This window comes from Paracerasibacillus soli (assembly GCF_042432965.1).
Taxonomy (GTDB): Bacteria; Bacillota; Bacilli; order Bacillales; family Amphibacillaceae; genus Paracerasibacillus; species Paracerasibacillus soli.
The window spans coordinates 42,820-62,311 of record NZ_JBHLWL010000026.1; the positions used below are offsets into that span (position 1 = coordinate 42,820).

General features: G+C 36.1%; 17 protein-coding genes and 1 riboswitch. Of the genes, 7 read left to right on the forward strand and 10 right to left on the reverse strand.

Annotated elements, in window-relative coordinates; all coding sequences use genetic code 11:
- The first annotated feature begins 31 nt into the window (after positions 1 to 31).
- On the forward strand, positions 32 to 730 hold the full coding sequence (gene spsC, locus ACFFIS_RS09300; protein WP_320379484.1) for a stationary phase survival protein SpsC: 699 nt from the start codon (positions 32 to 34) through the stop codon (positions 728 to 730).
- Between the two features lie 321 nt (positions 731 to 1,051).
- On the opposite strand, the gene ACFFIS_RS09305 is transcribed toward spsC, so the two are convergent.
- From ACFFIS_RS09305 to deoD, 4 genes are all read right to left on the reverse strand, one after another.
- Positions 1,052 to 1,525 (reverse strand): divergent PAP2 family protein, encoded by a 474-nt coding sequence (locus ACFFIS_RS09305; RefSeq protein WP_320379483.1) that lies wholly within the window; start codon positions 1,523 to 1,525, stop codon positions 1,052 to 1,054.
- Positions 1,526 to 1,736: 211 nt separating this feature from the next.
- Entirely contained in the window at positions 1,737 to 2,183 is a 447-nt protein-coding gene (locus ACFFIS_RS09310) for a hypothetical protein (RefSeq protein WP_390187172.1), read from the reverse strand.
- Positions 2,184 to 2,504: 321 nt separating this feature from the next.
- Positions 2,505 to 3,095 carry a biotin transporter BioY gene (locus tag ACFFIS_RS09315; protein ID WP_320379481.1) on the reverse strand — a complete coding sequence of 197 codons (591 nt, stop codon included), beginning with the start codon at positions 3,093 to 3,095 and terminating at the stop codon, positions 2,505 to 2,507.
- 133 nt (positions 3,096 to 3,228) lie between these two features.
- Positions 3,229 to 3,936: a purine-nucleoside phosphorylase gene (deoD, locus tag ACFFIS_RS09320; protein ID WP_390187175.1), complete on the reverse strand. Its 708-nt coding sequence runs from the start codon at positions 3,934 to 3,936 to the stop codon at positions 3,229 to 3,231.
- Positions 3,937 to 4,173: 237 nt separating this feature from the next.
- On the opposite strand from deoD, the gene ACFFIS_RS09325 reads away from it, so the two are divergent.
- Entirely contained in the window at positions 4,174 to 4,437 is a 264-nt protein-coding gene (locus ACFFIS_RS09325) for a phosphocarrier protein HPr (RefSeq protein WP_320379480.1), read from the forward strand.
- Between the two features lie 271 nt (positions 4,438 to 4,708).
- Here the strand turns inward: ACFFIS_RS09325 and kapB are convergent, their stop codons facing one another.
- On the reverse strand, positions 4,709 to 5,110 hold the full coding sequence (kapB, locus tag ACFFIS_RS09330; RefSeq protein WP_320379479.1) for a kinase-associated lipoprotein KapB: 402 nt from the start codon (positions 5,108 to 5,110) through the stop codon (positions 4,709 to 4,711).
- A 119-nt stretch (positions 5,111 to 5,229) separates the two neighbouring features.
- Between kapB and ACFFIS_RS09335 the strand changes: the two genes are divergently transcribed.
- A complete protein-coding gene (locus tag ACFFIS_RS09335; RefSeq protein ID WP_320379478.1) occupies positions 5,230 to 5,436 on the forward strand; it encodes a hypothetical protein in 207 nt (68 codons plus the stop codon).
- A 101-nt stretch (positions 5,437 to 5,537) separates the two neighbouring features.
- Positions 5,538 to 6,110 carry a superoxide dismutase family protein gene (locus ACFFIS_RS09340; RefSeq protein ID WP_320379477.1) on the forward strand — a complete coding sequence of 191 codons (573 nt, stop codon included), beginning with the start codon at positions 5,538 to 5,540 and terminating at the stop codon, positions 6,108 to 6,110.
- 232 nt (positions 6,111 to 6,342) lie between these two features.
- On the opposite strand, the gene ACFFIS_RS09345 is transcribed toward ACFFIS_RS09340, so the two are convergent.
- The 5 genes from ACFFIS_RS09345 to ACFFIS_RS09365 all read right to left on the reverse strand — a co-directional run bounded on the left by ACFFIS_RS09345 (position 6,343) and on the right by ACFFIS_RS09365 (position 11,455).
- Positions 6,343 to 7,512 (reverse strand): MalY/PatB family protein, encoded by a 1,170-nt coding sequence (locus ACFFIS_RS09345; protein WP_320379476.1) that lies wholly within the window; start codon positions 7,510 to 7,512, stop codon positions 6,343 to 6,345.
- 223 nt (positions 7,513 to 7,735) lie between these two features.
- Complete coding sequence (locus ACFFIS_RS09350; RefSeq protein WP_390187180.1) at positions 7,736 to 9,082, reverse strand: glucose-6-phosphate isomerase; 1,347 nt, start codon at positions 9,080 to 9,082, stop codon at positions 7,736 to 7,738.
- 167 nt (positions 9,083 to 9,249) lie between these two features.
- Positions 9,250 to 9,618, reverse strand: coding sequence for a S1 domain-containing post-transcriptional regulator GSP13 (gene yugI, locus ACFFIS_RS09355; RefSeq protein WP_320379475.1), 369 nt, complete (start codon positions 9,616 to 9,618; stop codon positions 9,250 to 9,252).
- 83 nt (positions 9,619 to 9,701) lie between these two features.
- On the reverse strand, positions 9,702 to 10,709 hold the full coding sequence (locus ACFFIS_RS09360) for a potassium channel family protein (protein WP_320379474.1): 1,008 nt from the start codon (positions 10,707 to 10,709) through the stop codon (positions 9,702 to 9,704).
- Between the two features lie 197 nt (positions 10,710 to 10,906).
- Entirely contained in the window at positions 10,907 to 11,455 is a 549-nt protein-coding gene (locus tag ACFFIS_RS09365) for a thioredoxin family protein (protein WP_390187183.1), read from the reverse strand.
- 287 nt (positions 11,456 to 11,742) lie between these two features.
- Here ACFFIS_RS09365 and ACFFIS_RS09370 point away from each other — a divergent pair, with 287 nt between their 5' ends.
- From ACFFIS_RS09370 to ACFFIS_RS09380, 3 genes are all read left to right on the forward strand, one after another.
- Positions 11,743 to 12,774, forward strand: a complete 1,032-nt coding sequence (locus ACFFIS_RS09370) for a M20/M25/M40 family metallo-hydrolase (protein ID WP_390187206.1) — start codon at positions 11,743 to 11,745, stop codon at positions 12,772 to 12,774.
- Between the two features lie 482 nt (positions 12,775 to 13,256).
- On the forward strand, positions 13,257 to 18,383 hold the full coding sequence (locus tag ACFFIS_RS09375) for a S8 family serine peptidase (RefSeq protein WP_390187186.1): 5,127 nt from the start codon (positions 13,257 to 13,259) through the stop codon (positions 18,381 to 18,383).
- 198 nt (positions 18,384 to 18,581) lie between these two features.
- Positions 18,582 to 18,728: riboswitch (FMN riboswitch) on the forward strand.
- A 174-nt stretch (positions 18,729 to 18,902) separates the two neighbouring features.
- Positions 18,903 to 19,487, forward strand: coding sequence for an ECF transporter S component (locus ACFFIS_RS09380; RefSeq protein WP_390187188.1), 585 nt, complete (start codon positions 18,903 to 18,905; stop codon positions 19,485 to 19,487).
- The last annotated feature ends 5 nt before the right edge of the window (positions 19,488 to 19,492 follow it).

Here is a 19,492-nt window from a genome sequence, read left to right on the forward strand (position 1 = left end):
GATGACATCCAGAAAGGGTGTTATCTTTATTATGTTCAAGATTATGAAACATGTGTGTATGTTTGTATTGTTAATAGGTGCTTTTATTACGACCCTTAGCAGTATTTCAAATGTCAGTTTCGCAGATATTCATACGATGCTATTAACAAAGAATGAAACTGTTCATGCATCTGTTGATTTTTATGCAAGTGATCATAAGCCTGTCCATAGAAACGTAGCCTTAAAGAAGAAGACATTGAAAACGCAAGCAAAAACAAAGACAAATATATCAAGTGAACAGATAGAAGGTCCAAAAACGCTAGAGGAAGCGATTAATTTTGAACAATATCCGAAAGAAAAGGTTGTAGCTACAGGCTATACTGCCGGTATTGAATCTACTGGTAAATCACCGGGACATCCACTATACGGCATTACATTTTCTGGAGTAAAAGTTAAACGGGATTTATATTCGACGATTGCTGCAGATTTAAATGTGTATCCGCTTGGAACAATCTTATATATACCAGATTACGGGTATGGCGTTGTTGCTGATAAAGGTGGCGCGATAAAGGGTAATAAAATAGATTTATACTATGAAACGGTTGACGATGTATATAAGCATTGGGGAAAGCGTGAACTCGAGGTGTATATTGTGGAAATGGGCGATGGGAAGGTCACGGAGGAACAGCTAATTGAATTAAATGAAAATGAAACCTTACAGGTGTTTCGTGAACAAATAAATGAGAGTTAAATGTTAGGAGACAACAAAAGAAGGCGAATAAAACACCTTAAAAAATGAATAAACCACATGAAATCAATTTAAAAGATATTGAGTTCATGTGGTTTATTTTTAATGTTTATCGCAAGTTAATTGACCTAAGTCTTCCATTCATTCAGCTATACAGAGGATTTTCTAAGTGAAGAAGTGACAGATTTGTTCCCTACTACTTTAGTGGTTCACATTTACTAATTAAATGTGAACTTGTGCGATTGCTAAAGAGATGATCGCAAACTCGACTGGTAAGATGATCATAACGATTTCCTTTCATCTGCCCACCTAACCCTCTTTTTACTAATAAAATTGATAAATAAGTAGTGCAGTGAAAATCCCTAATATACCACCTGTAAAAACTTCAATAGGTTGGTGACCAAGTAATTCTTTTAATTCTTCACGTCTTTTATATACTTCTTTGTTCTGCCAATCTTTTGCTCCATTAATGATAAACTGAAGGTCTTTCATCATTTGGTTTAATATAACAGCATGTTCCCCAGCATGTCGTCTTACGCCCGAAGCATCAAACATGGTAATGACACTAAAAATACAAGCAAGCGCAAATACAGATGATTGAAACCCTTCTAATATACCAATTCCTGTGGTAAGAGCTGTCACTGCTGCTGAGTGACTGCTAGGCATACCACCAGTACTAAATGCAAGTTCTGGTTTAAATTCTCGCGACATAGCATAATGAATTGGAATTTTAATTGTTTGTGCAAATACAATTGCACATAACGCTGCCCAAAGTGGAAAATTTAATAATAATTCCATCTCGAAATATTCTACTCCTTATCGTATGTATAGTTATATCGTGTACGATAAAGAATAAATTATGAAAAAATGTTAATGGCTGTTACAAATTCTGACCTACTTTATCAATTAAAGTGAAATCAGATACCAAAAGTAAAAGAAAAAGTAAAAGGTTTGCAATACAAGTCTTAGCTGGAACAGATTGAAGGGAATCCAGTTTATATCACTTTTTTCACTCTATTATAAATTCAAGTGGCATATTTTCAGTCAAATTATAGGCTAGTCCTGTAAGTTTACTAACTTGACCAGAGTCTGGAGACTGTAATTCTGGATTACTAATTAAAGCTGAGTACGCACTAAAGTCTTTTTCACTCTCCTTGAAATCAATAAAACTAATTTTTAGTTTTTCACTTTTATTGTCTAGATTCACGACAAGGATATCCTCATTTAACTCATATGTACCTTCTATATCATCATTGGTATCATGCACTATATTACCTTTTGAAAATTTTAATGTCATGATGGATGTGTATCTGCTTGGATTATCCATATCTTCCTCAAGTACTGGTTTATAGGCGATTTTAAATGTTTTTCCGGATAATTCGTCATGATCATTGTTACAAGCAGAAACAAAAACTACAGATAAAAGGACGATAAAAACAACGGACCATTTTCTCATATTTTATCCCTCCAATAATAATAATAATCTAATTATTAGTTATATTATAAATTATAGTTTTCAAAAAAACTACATATACTACCTATATTTTCAGTGTTCAGCAAAAAAGTATGAATGGAAAAAGACAAACGATAAAAGTAACATCGTTTGTCTTTAGATATTTTTAAAAGAGTGAATAAGAAATATGCAACCATTAAAGCATATTTAGTATTTTACAATATCAATAAGAATAACCTATAAATGCATGATGTGATAAAGATGAAAACACATTAGAAACGGATAAGCAGTATTATTTATATTTAAAATTGGATCATTAAAAAGTTATGAAGTGGAGACGGGACGAAACGATATCCGTTTTGCTAATTGCACAATGAATATAGCTGCTAAACAAGCGAGCGCACCGTCTTTAATGAGAAAGGGAATCATCCCAATCCATGCGAGACTATATGAAATTTGTAATTCTAACCACGTATTCATCGCGATATACATATACGTGACCCCGATTCCATAATTCATGATAAGACCAAAAAGTGCTGCTACGATATAAACTGGCAATGTTGGCTTTTTAAACATTTCAACGATCCAACCTGCAACAAAAGCAACGAAGATAAATGAAATGATAAATCCGCCAGTTTGTGAAATAATCGCCATTGGTCCCGCTGACATACCGGCAAAAATCGGTACGCCTGCCATCCCAAGTAACATATAGACTAGCATGGAAAGTGAACCTAATCTTTTTCCTAGCATAAGTCCTGCGATAGTTGCAAAAAAAGTTTGTAAAGATAACGGAACTGGAGCACCGCCAATTGTAACCGTTAACATTGGGAACCAAACTGTGATATTTGCACCAATTGCCATTAAACAAACAAAAACAGCTCCATAAGTAAGATCGATTGTACGTAGTCGTTGCATGATTATCCCCCTTTATTTCTATTCTAGTTTATTTTATATGAGTATCATATTTTCTGTCAACCAAATTATTAATAAGGGTGACATATGGGGTTAAAAAATGACCAGCATGTATGCTGATCATTTCAATGGTGCATTATTTTATTATAGCTTCTAGTGCAATTTCCATCATATCATGGAATGTTGTTTGACGTTCTTCAGACGTCGTTTCTTCCCCAGTAATAATATGATCGGAAACAGTTAACACTGATAAGGCTTGGCAATCAAACTTCGTTGCTAACGTATAGAGTGCACTTGTTTCCATTTCAATAGCAAGTACATTATATTTTGCGAGTAATGTATTTACTTCTTCGGCATTATCACGGTAGAATGTATCACTTGTAAATACATTTCCGACATGCATTGTCATGCCTTTTTCAGCCCCAACATCATATGCATTTTTCAATAAATCAAAATGAGCGATTGGGGAGTAATCGATTCCATTAAAGATAAGCTGATTTTGACGAGAATCTGTCGTTGCAGCTTGTGCTAAAATTACATCGCGTACGTGAACATCTTTTTGTAGAGCGCCACATGTACCGACACGCACTAGTTTTTTCACACCGTAACTTTGGATAAGTTCGTTTACATAAATAGAAATGGATGGAGCTCCCATGCCAGTCCCTTGTACGGAAACCTTTTCCCCTTTATAAGTTCCAGTGTAACCATACATGCCGCGTACTTCATTATAAAGCTTCGCATCCTCTAGAAAAGTTTCGGCAATATATTTTGCACGTAAAGGATCACCTGGTAATAAAATTTTATCTGCAATTTCACCCTGTTTTGCACCAATATGAATACTCATTTTAGTCCTCCTCATGTAAAGGTATGTACATCTTTACGTTATCATAAGTCATCCAGTAAAACAAAAATTAATCATGTGACAATTACGTGACGTATGAAATATAATAAATAGAAATCTAGCACCTTAAATATTTTTATTATTTTTGTAAATGGTATATAATAATGGGGATACTTAATATCATTAAAATGAAAAAAATGTTTCATATAACGTTTTATATCTAATGGAGGGTGACATATTATGAAAGAACAAACATTTAAAATTACAGCAGACACTGGGGTACATGCAAGACCAGCTACACTACTTGTAAATAAAGCTGGGCAATTTGAATCTGAAGTAGAAATTGAATACAATGGAAAAAAAGTAAACTTAAAGTCAATTATGGGTGTAATGTCTCTTGGAATTCCTAAAGACGCAAATATTAAAGTAATTGCTACTGGTAGCGATGAAGCAGATGCATTAAAAGGTATTGAAGAAGTAATTAAAGAACATCTTGGTGAATAAGTTAATTAATCTTGTAACACTTGGATGAACCTATAAAAAGGCTGGAGTTGATTCTCTAGCTTTTTTATTTTTATCGTGATGACCGCTAAAAGACCTGGTTAGTTTATTACTTATACTTTTAGTTTGGTCCGTCATTGCGAAGGTGCTCGTTGGCGTTATAGGTGCAAAATGGTATGGACTTCGAAATCGCAAGTGTTGCAACCACAACACTCAAAAATTTGATTAAAAAAGCAGCTCATAGATGAGACTGCTTTTTTTCATGTTATAGCAATTATAGTGCCTTTTTATAAATATCTTTGTAATAAGTGTCTTCTAATCTTTCTATGTTTCGTAAAGCCATTTTATTATATGCCGCTGTTTCTTCTGTTTGCAATTTTTCTTTGATTGCTTGTACGGCTGTTTTTAATGAATGTCCATAGGAAGGTACTGGTTCATGATAAGGATGGACTGCAGGCTTTTTAACATTCATTTTTTCGCGATAAGCAAGTGCTTTGCGTTCATGGAAAAAGACGTTTTCTACTTGGAAGGGTTGATGAATATCACCTTGCAGTGGGTGTTTATGTACAGCTAATACCTCAATTAAAAATCGATCACCGCGATCTTCCAAAATCTTTCCAATATATGTCCCAGATTTGTAATGGGCACGTACAGTATCACCTATTTTTTTAGACATTTTTTCATCCTCCTTTCTTCTATTGTGCCAAAAATGTAACAGAATTTCGAACAAAAAGGTAAATCAGTTTTTAATGCTATTTTTATTTGCTATAATATGGCGAGAAGGAAGTGATAAATATGATGGAGTTTTTATATTTTCCAGATGATAAATCGGAATACCTACCTGCATTTATTACACTTGTTGTTTTTATAATCGGAGCTGCTGTGGCATTGTATCTCCTTATGAAAAAGTCCAAAAAAGAAGAAGAAATGTTTGAAGAAAAATACCGCGATGTTACATTTGAGCATACAACATTTTCAGATAAAAAGGATTCCTTACGATAGGAATCCTTTTTTGGTAAAAGTAATTTTCTTATAACAAGATGTTTATGTATTTTTATTTTGCAAATACTAACGGGAGAATGTCTTGTTAAAGGAGAAATAACATGCGTATTTTAAGGATGATTGTCTTATTATTATTCACTTTAGTAGCTTGTCAACAACATACGCCAAATGTGAAGGAAATTGATATGTACAATGCTTCTGGAGATAAGGTTGGAACTGCTAAATTATCTAGCCAACCTGATGGTGTGAAAATAAAAGTAAAAGTAGAAGGCCTTACGCCAGGGTTTCATGGCATTCATATTCATGAGTATGCGAAATGTGAAGGTCCCGAATTTAAAACTGCTGGAAATCATCTTAATCCGGAAGGAAAACAACATGGGTTGATGAATCCCAAAGGTTCCCATCTGGGAGATCTACCTAATATAAAGGCAAAAGACGATGGGAAAGTTGACACTGAAGTAACGGTAAACGGCGCTACAATACAAGAAGGTAAAAAATCATTATTAAAAGGTGAAGGAACGTCACTTATTATTACAGAAGGGCAAGATGATGGAATGAGTCAACCAGCTGGAGATTCAGGTGTTCGGAAAATTTGTGGAGAAATAAAGCCAAAGAAAGATGTAGACTCTGAGAAGAAACCAACTGATCCAACGGAACTAGAAGATAAAGAATAAGCATTCAGCATCCAATGAACGCGTGTGTGGCTATTTCTACATGATATCGAGTTCATGGAGCTACTATTACAGACTATAAGACCTGGAGACAGGAATGCTAAGTGGAGGATTAACAGCAAGGTGTTATTCTCTCAAATAAGAAATCAGTGGGGATGGAGAGTGTAAAACCCCACTGATTGTTAGGTGTACTTTTTGTTTTCTAATGACCAAACCAAAGTATTGCTGCAACCTATTATTTATTAGTATTAACCGCACGTATGATTCTTTGAATACCTTCTTGTAATGTGTCCATTGGACAAGCAATATTTAAACGCATAAATTGCATACCCTCTTCACCATACGCCAAGCCAGCATTCAATCCTACTTTTGCTTGTTCAACCATAAATCGCTGTAATTCATCGGTTTTTAACTGTAAACTACTACAGTCAATCCATAGTAAATAAGTACCTTCTGGTTGTACAACACGTAAACTAGTTTTTGACTCTAATTCAGAAATAACGTATTCCTTATGCTTAGTTATGACGGATATGAGTTGCTCAAGCCAAGGTTCCCCCTCTTTGTAAGCGACTTCCATGGCAATATTGCCCATTGTATTTATCATATGAAAACCTTGTTTTTCGAATGCATCCGTAACCTTTTTTCGTATCGATTTATTTTTAATAACGATATAAGAAGCTTGTAAACCAGCTAAATTAAATGTTTTAGAAGGTGCCATACAAGTTATCGTTTGCTGTGAAATTGCATCAGATAAAGAGGCAATTGGAATATGTTTATTTCCCGGATAAATGAGATCACAATGGATTTCGTCTGATATGATAAGTACGTTGTATTTTAAGCAAAGCCGTGCTATTTCAGTTAATTCATCTCTTTTCCAAACACGACCAATCGGGTTATGTGGTGAACAAAGTACGAAAATTTTTACATCTTGTTGTAGTTTCTTCTCAAAATCCTCAAAGTCAATAGAATATGTGTGATTATCATAAATAAGTGGATTTTTAATTAGCTTCCGATTTAGCACTTCTACAGCACGATAAAAAGGGGTATAAACAGGTGTTTGAATTAAAATTCCATCACCAGGTTTTGAGCATGCTTGAATGGCCATTTGTATGCTGGGTACAACTCCAGGGCTATAAGAGAGCCATTCTTTCTGAATTTCCCAATTATGGCGTTTGCGTAACCAGTTCATTACGGAAGAATTGACATCATCATCTATGGTGGTGTAACCATAAATCCCGTGTTCTGCTCGTTTTATCAACGCTTCATTTACTGCCTCAGGAGCACGAAAATCCATATCAGCTACCCACATTGGTAATACGTCATCTGATTGGAAAACAGATTGTATTGCATCCCACTTTACTGAACGAGTATTTTTTCGACTGTGAACTTTAGTAAATTCATTCATTCTGTTATGACCTCCAACTATATTTTATATTAAGTATAATGGAGGATTCCTTTATTTGTCGATGAAGTGAACGGAAAACTTGAAAAAAGGGCAAAAAAAAAGCAAAGCGTTGGACGCCTTGCTTACAGGGGGAATACGAGAAAGTCTTACATCTATATTGTTACCCTTTCTCAAAAAAACTAAACCTTATTTTTACATTTTTTTAGAAGATAATTATTTTCTATTACAATCTTTTTTCGAGTTCTTCCTTTTCTTGTTCAAATCCTGGTTTACCTAAAAGTGCAAACATATTTTTCTTGTATGCCTCTACACCAGGCTGATCGAATGGATTTACACCTAATAAATACCCACTCATTGCACATGCCTTTTCGAAGAAATATACAAGATAGCCAAACGTAAAAGCATCAAGTTTCGGAATTGAAATAATTAAGTTTGGTACATTGCCATCTGTGTGAGCAAGTAATGTACCTTGAAATGCTTTGTCGTTAATGTCATGAATGGACTTACCTGCTAAATAATTTAATCCGTCAAGATCTTTTTCATCCTCTTCTAAAACAATATCATGGCGGGATGCTCGGACATGGAGAACAGTTTCAAACAAGTCTCTACGTCCTTCTTGAATGTATTGTCCTAAAGAATGTAAATCTGTCGAAAAGTTAGCGGAGGCAGGGAAAATACCTTTATGATCTTTTCCTTCACTTTCTCCAAAAAGCTGTTTCCACCATTCACCGAAATATTGCAAATGTGGTTCATAATTTACGAGCATCTCAATCGTTTTACCTTTTTGATATAAAACATGTCGCACGACTGCATATTGATAAGCGATATTTTTAGAAAGTGCTGGTTCCGATAAATCAGTCATTGCTTGTGCAGCACCTTTCAACATTTCCTCAACATTGATGCCACTTACCGCAATTGGTAAAAGGCCTACAGCAGTAAGAACAGAATAACGACCACCAACATCATCTGGAATAACGAATGTTTCATAGCCTTCCTGTTCAGCAACAGTTTTTAAAGCACCTTTTTCTTTATCTGTCGTCGCATAAATTCGTTTACTCGCTTCCTCTTTACCATATTTATCTTCTAGGAACTTCTTGAAAATGCGAAATGCAATTGCTGGTTCCGTTGTTGTTCCGCTTTTTGATATGACATTAATGGAAACGTCTTTGTTTTCAAGCACATCAAATAAATCGTGTATATATGTAGAACTCATATGATTACCGACAAAAATAATTTGCGGTGCTTGTCTTTTTTCTTTCGTAAGGATATTTTGAAAAGAATGGGTTAACATTTCAATGGCTGCTCGGGCACCTAAATAGGAACCACCTATGCCAATGACAAGCAAAACGTCAGTATCCTCTTTAATCTTTTGTGCGCATGACTGGATTCGCGATAATTCTTCTTTGTCATATGTTTGTGGTAAGTTAACCCAACCTAGAAAGTCGTTACCTTGACCTGTTTTTTGATGAATTGCCTCGTGAGCTATGTTTACAAAGGCATCATAGTAATGGATTTCATGTTCTTTTAAAAAGGGAAGTGCCTTATCGTAAGTAAAATCAATATGTGTCATGGGGAAACCTCCAATATTTATGTAGTCTTGTTATAGTTTTACTTTACTTAATGCGGCATACAAAATCAAGAAACTACGATAGAAAATTAATGTATTTACCTATCAAATGTTCATATTATTGACAAAAGAAAGAGGCTAGACCGTTAAGGTTAGCCCCTCTTGTATCTTTATTTATTTTCAGTTTGGTTGATCCAATCCTGTAGTTTATCACGTAATGTGTTAAAACCTGCAGAAGATGAATCTTCTTGTACGTGTTGTGCTTTGGCTTGTGGTTTCGTTCTTGTTTTAGGTTTTTCTTCTGTTGCACGGATTGATAAGGAAACCTTATTCTTTTCTTCATCAATGCTTAATATTTTAACTGTTACTTCATCCCCAACAGCTAGATGTTCCTTAATATCTTTCACATAGCCGTGTGTAACTTCGGAAATATGAACTAATCCTTGTACTTCATCATTTAATGCGACAAAAGCGCCATATGGTTGAACTCCGGTTACTTTACCTTGTACAATCTGTCCAACTTCTAATTTTTCTGTCATACTGAACAACTCCCATTATTAATATCTGTTATTTTCACACATTAGTATATGTTAACATAAAGTCAGTTTCTTGACAAAGATGACTACTTTTCTAGATTCCAAGGAACCATCGTTATTAAAATGTCTTGTTTATTCATTGTGTCAATTGAATTTGGATTAATAAACCAGTTATTATCTCTTACAAATCCGATGATGAGTATATGATGAGTCTCATGTAGTGCTGTAACTGTATCTATAAAAGTATGCTTAACTAAATGATTTGGGATGGGAAGTAATGAAAATTGTTGTTGAGATAGTAATGTCTGCGTGATTTCAAATGACTTTCCATATTTTTTACCGAATAGTTCATGAAAAAGTAAACCACCGATAAAATCATTAGGCTGTACAATCGCATTTGCTCCAGCTCGCAAGGCATTTTCCACCTGTTTTTTCGCTAGTATTTCAACAGTGATTGGGACGTCATCATTATTACCCCTAATGGCTAATGTAGCCAAAATAGTAAACTGATCAGCTTCTTGCTGACTATGATCAGCTGTTATGATGACTCGTTTTGCTTGCTGAATGTTTGCCTGTTTCAATGTTTGGTCATCTGTAACATCCCCATGAATAAAATGTAGCGGATAATGTTGGTAAGATAAATAAGATAAAGTCCGATCAATTAAAACAATTTCTTCATGTGGTTTTGTTTGTTGCAATAAATTAACTAACTTTCGAGTTCTTTCATTCCAACCAACAATGATAATATGTTGACTCCCTTTGAAGTTAACTTTTCCTTTTGATAAATCTCGCTCATGTTTTACCGTTGCTGCAGCAAAAATAGAAATATAAAAAGTGAGCAATCCTGCACCACTTAAAATTAATATGATTCCAATCATTCGTCCGGTAGTTGTAAGCGGAACAAAATCTCCGTATCCAACCGTACCCGCAGTAACAAAGGCCCACCATATTCCGGTAAAAATAGTAGGGAATTGTTTGGGCTCCACAAAATGAATAGTAATCCCAAAAACAAGCATCACGAGAAGAATGGTTATAAAAAGTCGTACGAGAACAGGTAATCGAAAATAAATATGTTTAAATAATTCTAGTCGCATCACGTCACCTATAATTTATACAAAATAAGTTGCCTTTTTAGTATGAGGGTTCGTGCATAAAATATACAAAAAAGAAGCAGGAACAAAACAAAAGGGTTAGCCCCCCTTTCCACTACATTTAGTATAAATCATTAACATTTTTACTAATGATAGTAGTTAAAAATGGGGGTCAGACCCTTTTTGTTATAGTTACTTCGTTATATCAGTTTCTCCAAAATGCTATTGTGAACATCTTCCCAAAAATCTTTTCTTTCTAAGAAAGATTTTGTTGTGGTGGAAAGTGTTTCTTTAAACTGTTCTTCGTATTTCTCGTCATCTTTATGAGGAAGTTGTGCACGGAGTTTATCAACAAATTGTTGAATGTATTCCGAGCGTGGACCCCATTTCGCAACTTCATTTCCATCCTGATCGATAAAAATAAAAATTGGGATAGAACGAGATTTGCCATTTGTTAAATATTGATCCATTAAATCAAGATTCTCATCCCTTAAAAGCATACGTACTTCCATGTTTGTCTTTTCTGAAAGACGTAATAGGATTGGTACATTTAACATCGCATCGCCACACCAGTCTTCTGTAAGGACAATGACACGTAAATTATGCTTTTCAATTTGTGCGTATTGTTCAGGGATATCTGGAATTTCAAATGAGTTGTAAATGTGTAAAAGATTATCTTTGTTTTTCTTCATTTTCTTTACGTAAGTCTCAGAAGTCATCGCTTTTGCAAACCAATTATTTAAGTTCATTAGAATTTCCCCTTTCTTATGAAGGACGTAGTATATAAAGTTTACGTGGAAGCAAGTCTTTCGTAAATGAAAATGCCTATGATTTTACCAAAATACTTCATTAAAGGTTAGAATAAGTGTATATTATTTTTATTGCACGTTGTTGAATTGGTTGACCCATACAGCTAGAATTTAAGATAAATGAAGTAGCTATAAGTACTTTATGCCTTTAAATGTTGATAAAGCACATAAAAAGATGAAGAAAAGAGGAGGCGGTTACAGTGGATTTAGCAAACAAACAATTTTTAATGGAATTATTACAAACACCATCACCATCTGGACAAGAAATGTTGATTCAGCATAAATGGATTCATTATGTAAAGCCATTTGCAGATGAAATTAGGACAGATCATGCAGGAAATGCAATTGGTGTTTTAAATCCTAACGCACCATTTAAGGTGTTGCTAGCAGGACATTGTGATGAAATTGCGCTAGTAATTAATCGCATTGATGAGAATGGTTATTTGTTTTTTGATAAAGTTGGTGGTATCAATGAAAAGGCAGCTGTCGGTATGATGGTGACTGTAATTGGTTATAACGGAATACGTACAGGTGTCATTGGTGTGAATGCACAACATCATGGTGGATTAAAAGATGGCTTTGGTTTGGAAGATTTATTTATCGATTGTGGTTATAAAACAAAGCAGGAAGCGGAACAGGAAGTTCAAATAGGGGATCTAATAGTATATAAAAGAAACCCAGAACTATTAAATAATCAATACATAGCAGGACGTGGACTTGATAATCGTACGGGTGCATTTATCGTTGCCGAGGTGTTGCGGAGAGTGAAAGAATTAGGTTGCCAAGTAGGTGTATATGCAGCCAGTACGGTAAATGAAGAAACTAATTTAGGCGGAGCATATTTTGCAGCATCTGCCATAGAGCCTACGATGGCTATTGCATGTGATGTAACCTTTGCTACAGACTATCCTGGTGTAAATAAGAATAAATATGGTGATGTGCAACTAGAAAAAGGACCTGTTTTAGCAAAAGGTGCACCAATTAATATAAAAATGAATCAACTTTTAGAATCTACTGCTAAAGAGTTGGCAATTTCCTTGCAGTATGAATTAACCCCCCGCATGACTGGTACAGATGCGGATAAAATGCGCTTAACTGGTAAAGGGGTACCGGTTGCTTTAGTATCTTTACCATTAAGGTATATGCACTCACCAGTTGAGACGGTGAGCATAAAAGATATTGCAGATGAGATTGAATTACTTGCTCAGATGATAGCAAAACTTACAGGAAAAGAAAGTTTAAACCCGCTGGAAAAATAAGCTTCATAAAAAAGTAAGGTATAAGGCTAGTCCTATAGACAGTGTGTTTCGTTGCTGTTTATAGGACTTTTTATGTGCAAAAGATTAGCGAAAAGACAAAAAGTGTGAAACATACTCATTTTATAAATCAAAAAGCGATGACAATAGGTGGAAGGACTTATTTTTCTTTCCTTTTTAGGAAAGTAGGTTAATAGTTCGTTAGTCCTTGTTCCGATAAGTGTCATGCAAAGTATTGTTTCTAATGTGTTTTAAACTTATATACATGATATGCCCCTAGTTCTTTTTAACTATATGTAAATGAGTGCACATAATTCGTTTTGTTCAATTAGGAATATTCAGTAATCTGGCGACATGATTCGACAGACTTTTGTAAAAATTTCTAGTATTGTTATATATACACCAATGATTTGACCACAAAATTAAACGGAAAGGGGGAAAGTTGGGACAAGCAGTTAGATATTAAAACATTGTTATAGGGAGGAATGAACGTATTGGGGAAGAAAAGAAGAAGAAAACAAATGCAAGTCAAATTATTTAGTGTCATTGCATCTTTGCTCATGATCTTTTCTTTGTTTACGCCAACTATTCATGCACAATCAAATGATCGAAATAGTGCAAAGGCAAACGGAAAAGTTCATCAGTCGTTATTCAATACAAAGAAGTTAGCAAAGGAAAAATTGAATAATCGCTTAATGGATGAATTCAAGAAAGATGAGCATGTCACTTTTCTTGTTAAGTTTCAAGAAAAGGCTGACGTTGAAAAAATTGCTTTAGATGCACAAAAGAGTGCAAAGAAAGCAAAATTATCTGCTAACCAAGCAAAGCTTTCACAACGTTCAGCTGTTGTAGCCGAGTTGAAAACAGTTGCACTTGAATCACAATCACGTGTGACAGCGTATTTGGAACAAGAAATGAAAGAAGGTAACGTCAAAGACTTTCATTCCTATCATATTGTGAATGGGATGGCAGTTACTGCAAATAAAGAAATTGCAGAAAAGATTGCTGAGTTTGCCGAAGTAGAAAAAATTCTACCGAACGAACAACGTAAGCTTTTAGAAGCAACTAAAACAAAAGAGAAAACACCTCAATCTAATTTGCAAAACGTGGAGTGGAACGTAGAGCGGGTTGGAGCGCCTGATGTTTGGGCAATGGGAATTGACGGATCAGGTACAGTTGTTGGAAGTCTTGATTCCGGAGTACAGTGGGATCACCCTGCATTAAAGGAAAAATACCGTGGTTATGATTCGGCTACTGGTGAAGTTGATCACCAATATAGTTTCCTTGATGCAACTGCAGCTGGTAGAGAGGCAGCTTATGATGATCATGGGCATGGTACACACGTTACAGGTACAATGGTCGGAAGTGAGCCAGATGGTTCAAACCAAGTCGGAGTTGCACCTGGAGCAGAATGGATTGCAGTGAAAGTATTTAATGCAGCTGGAAGTACTTCAGATGCAATACTTTTAGCAGGTGCTGAATGGATGTTGGCACCAGGTGGCCGTGTAGATTTAGCTCCAGACGTTGTTAATAACTCATGGGGTGGAGGACCTGGGCTAGATGAGTGGTACCTAGATGCAGTTAGAGCATGGCGTGCACATGGCATTTTCCCAGAGTTTTCTGCAGGAAATACAACATTAACTAACCCTGGTGGACCAGGATCTGTTGCGGTTCCAGCGAATTATCCAGAGTCTTTTGCAACTGGTGCAACGGACATTAATGATAATATCGCTTCATTCTCATTACGTGGACCATCACCATATGGAGAAATTAAACCAGATATCTCTGCACCTGGGGTGAATATTCGTTCCTCAGTGCCAGGAAGTGGTTATGAAGGTGGATGGAATGGAACATCAATGTCAGGCCCGGCTGTATCAGCAGTTGCTGCTTTACTACGTCAAGTAAATGCCAATATCTCAGTTGATGATATGGAACAAGTTTTAATTGATACAGCAATTGCAAGAACAGATAGTCAATATCCAGAATCACCGAATAATGGATATGGTCATGGTATTGTAAACGCATTTGACGCAGTTTCGTCAATATTAGATGGACTTGGAAATGTTGAAGGTGTCGTAACGCAAGATGGAGAAGATAATGAGGCACCAACATTTGAGCATGAGTCTGTTAATGTAACATACTCTGAAATGGATTTGGAGCTTTTTGTCCAAGCGGAAGATAATATTAGTGTCACTTCTGTAGAAGTAAATTACCAAGTTGATGGTGGAGAAACAAAAACAGTTCCAGCAAAGCAAATCTCTGGAAATTATAAAGCTGGAGAGTACAAAGCGACGATTCCTGGAGAAGATCTAGTTGGAAATACATTGACGTATACGTTATCTATCAATGATTTTGGTAATAACACTGTCGTAAGCGATGCGTATACAGTTGAAATAAAACAAGGTATTACACCAGGATATTATGAAGACTTTGCAACGAAACCAACTGGATGGCATTCGTTTGGAGAAAACGATTCATGGGAGTGGGGAGTTCCTACTTCAGGTCCTGAAAGTGCTTTAACTGGTGATAATGTTTATGCAACAAATTTATCTGGTGATTACAGTAGTAATACCAATGCTACACTGGTAATGCCTCCAATGGATCTTCCAGAGGGAGATGTATTTTTAAAAATTACTAGTTGGCATAACTTTGAAAAGTCATCATCAGGTACAGATTGGGATTCTGGACATGTCGTCGTTTCAACTGATATGAAGGATTGGGAAGAAATACATTTGTTTAGTGGTATTTCCAATGGTTGGGAAGATACGATTCTTGACCTATCTGAGTATTCAGGACGTGTCTATATTGGCTTCAAGGCATCTTCAGACGGTAGTGTAAATAGACCAGGATTGTATATAGACAATGTTGATTTATTTGATGCTTCGCGTTATGAGGATGATGAGGAAGCGCCTGTCATTAACCATGAAGCGCCAAGTGAGGCATATGAAGGTACTAAATTACATTTACAGGCTGAAGTTACGGACAATGTGCGTATTAATAAAGTAGAACTTCATTATAAAGATTCACAAGATGAGTGGACAGAAGTTGACGCAGAACAACTGACTGGTGGATTAGAGTCAGGTAATTTTGCGGCAGTAATTCCTGGTGACGCTTTGGAAGGTGAATCTATCACATATCGTTGGTATGCCAAAGACTACAATGAAAATGAAACATTTACAGAAGAATATAGTGTAGAGATTAATGAAGCAATTACAGTAGGATATTTCCAAGACTTTGAATCAAGTCCAAGCGGTTGGTATTCATTTGGAGAAAATGACTCATGGGCGTGGGGCGTACCTACTACAGGTCCAGAGCAAGCTGCATCTGGAGAAAAGGTATATGCAACAAATCTAGGTGGAGACTATGATAGTAGCATGAGGGCAACACTCGTTATGCCTCCTGTTGAACTCCCAGAAGAAGGAGCTTATTTGAAGCTAAAGAGTTGGCATAACTTTGAAGAATCTTCAGCTGGCCGTGCTTGGGATTACGGACATGTTGTGATTTCAACGGATCAAGAAGAATGGACAGAACTCCATATGGTCCAAGGACAATCAAACGGTTGGGAAGATATTGAGGTTGACCTATCAGACTATAGCGGACGTGTATATTTAGGGTTCTACGCTTATTCTGATATTAGTGTAAATAAAGAAGGCTGGTATATTGATGATGTTGAATTAGCGGCGGAAAGTGGAGCAAGCTCAAATAAAGTAAGCTTGGGCGTCGAAAAGAATGCACCAGTCAAGAATGAAAAGCCTAAGGCAAAAGTTGCATCAGAGAAAGTAGAAAAAAATCATGATGTAAAACCAATGTTATTACCACTAGGTGCAAAAGTAAGTGTACTAGAAAGTGGTCGTTCTGTTAATACGAATCCAGCAGATGGTAGTTATTCATTTGTTCATGCTGCAGGTGAATACACGCTTGTTGCAGATGCATATGGATATGCATCAGAACAAAAAGCAGTAAATATCGAAGCGGATCAAACGGTAACAGCTAATTTTACGCTGAATGAATTACCACAAGCTACAATCACTGGTACTGTTACACACGAAAAAACTGGTAATCCTATTGAGGGTGCAACTGTAATAGTAGTTGAAGATGCAAATATTGCACCAGTAGAAACAGACGAAAATGGAAACTTCACGTTAACTGCATACGAAGGAACGTATACATTGCGTGTTGTTGCAAGTGACTTTTATAAAAAAGAGCTTGAAGTTAATTTAGACGGTAACGTAGACTTAAATGTTGAATTAGAACCATTCTACACAGTACCGGGTGGAGAAATCGCATATGACGATGGAACTGCAGAAAACGCATTATCTTTCTACGATGCAGGAAATGGTTGGGCAATGAAAATGTCTCTACCAGAAGGTAAAGAGACCGCAATTGTAACAGATGGTGTCTTTCGATTCTGGGATACTGAATGGCCAGTTCCTGGTGGTACAGAGTTCGCTGTAGAAGTATGGGACGCATCAGGTGCTGGTGGTTTACCAGGTAAAAAGTTAGCAGGTCCGGTTCAGGCAGAGGCAAATCGTGATGGAACATGGACAGAAGTAGATTTAAGTGAACACAATATTGTTGTTGACGGTGACTTCTACATGGTCTATATCCAAACACAAGATAACCCTTATGCGCCAGGATTAGCTACAGATGAAGATGGACCATTTGCAGAACGTAGTTATCAGTTAGTTGGCGGTGCATGGTCAGCAACAACTGATGAAGGTAACTACATGATCCGTGCACGTGTCTCATATGAGGTTGGGCAAGCAACTATTACAACACCAGAAGAAAATTACGTAACAAATGAGCCGGCATTGACAGTTGAAGGAACAGCGTCTCCTACTACATCTGTGAAGTTATTGAATAACGGTGAAGAAGTAGGGGTTGCAGAAATTGGTGATGATGGGCTATTCTCTTTTGATACGGAATTAACAGAGGGTGAAAACGAATTTACTGCTGTTACTGTAATTGATGAAGATGAGGTAAATGAATCTGAACCAGTAACGGTCACACTTGATACCACAGCACCAGAACTTACGATTGATTCTCCACAAAAAGGGGACAAGACAAATCGCGAAACAGTTACAGTAGTTGGGACAGTTTCAGATACGAATCTTGATAAAGTTACGGTGAATGGTCAAGAAGTGAAAGTTAAAGATGGAAATTATTCACAACGAATCTTATTAGACGAAGGTGAAAATACAATAGAAGTTGTAGCAACTGATTTAGCTGGTAATAGTACTACAAAATCTGTTGTATTAGAAGCAAAATATACAGCACCAAAAGTTGAAAATGTTACTCCAGCAGAAGATATGCATGTAAAAGCAGGCCAAACAGTACTTGTATCATTCGACAGTGAGCCGGGATTGAAAGCTACATTCACTGTTCATATGCCGCTTACGAATTTGCCAAGTTTAAAGAATGTTACAGAGCTACCAATGTTTGAAATGTCACCAGGTCATTACGTTGCTTATTGGACTGTGCCGGGTAATCTAGTTGCAGAAGGTGCAGTTGTAGAAGTGCAAGGTAAAGACAAATTTGGTAACGAGGCTCGTGCAAAAGCTGAAGGTAAATTATTCATTTCATCACAAGAAACAAATGCTGTGAAAAAATAATAACAGTAAAAGGGATGTCTCGTGTAACACGAGACATCTTTTTTGTTCTAAGCTATTTATTAAAAATAGCGGAGTGGAAAAGCTCTGCCAGATTGAAGTTACACTTTATAATGAGGTCATATTATTAGAAAAATGGATGCATAACTATTGCAAAAGTAGATTACTTATGTATAATGGAATTAACAATAACATATCGATTCCAATCTTCGGGGCAGGGTGTAATTCCCGACCGACGGTAAAGAGTGAACGAACTCTAAAGTCCGTGACCCACTAAGTGAAAACTTCGTGGTTGATCTGGTGAGATTCCAGAACCGACAGTGAAAGTCTGGATGGGAGAAGATGTCGAGACAGCCAATTGTGCATTGTTTAATATATGCACTATTTATTTACTGTGGACAAATAATGTTTAACCCTAAAGCCCCATTTTAGCGCTTTAGGGTTTTTTCTGTTCTTATGCATGTCGGCTTATCCTTCATCACGAGGTGGAATCGGTAAAGAGATGAAGGGGGATATAGGGTGATGCAAAAAAGCAAGCAATCATCTAAACTATTAAAATTGATTATTTTATCTTTACTGGGGACAATTTCCTTTTTATTAATTTTTCTCAACTTCCCGTTACCATTACTACCACCGTATTTAAAAATTGATTTTAGTGAAATTCCAGCTCTACTTGCGGCACTTATTTTTTCGCCAATGGCGGGGATAGCGGTAGAAGCGATTAAAAACATATTATACCTAGCAATAGGTACGGGTGAACCTGTAGGAGTTGCAGCCAACTTTTTAGCTGGTATATTATTTATTGTGCCTGCTGCAGTTCTTTATCATAAATATAAAGGTGTTAAAAGTATTATTTCTGGTTTAGTTACAGGAACGATTATAATGGCAATCGCGATGAGTGTATTAAATTATCTTGTCATTTTACCAATTTATGCATGGTTTATGGGAATGGAAGATATGAAGATAGAAAGTGTGAAGCGATTTGCGGTGTTGTATGGGGTATTACCATTTAACCTTTTAAAAGGAATCATTGTCGCACTTGTATTCGTTCCAATCTATACTAAAACGCGAACCTGGATTGAACAAAAACAAGCAAATTTTTCATGAAAATG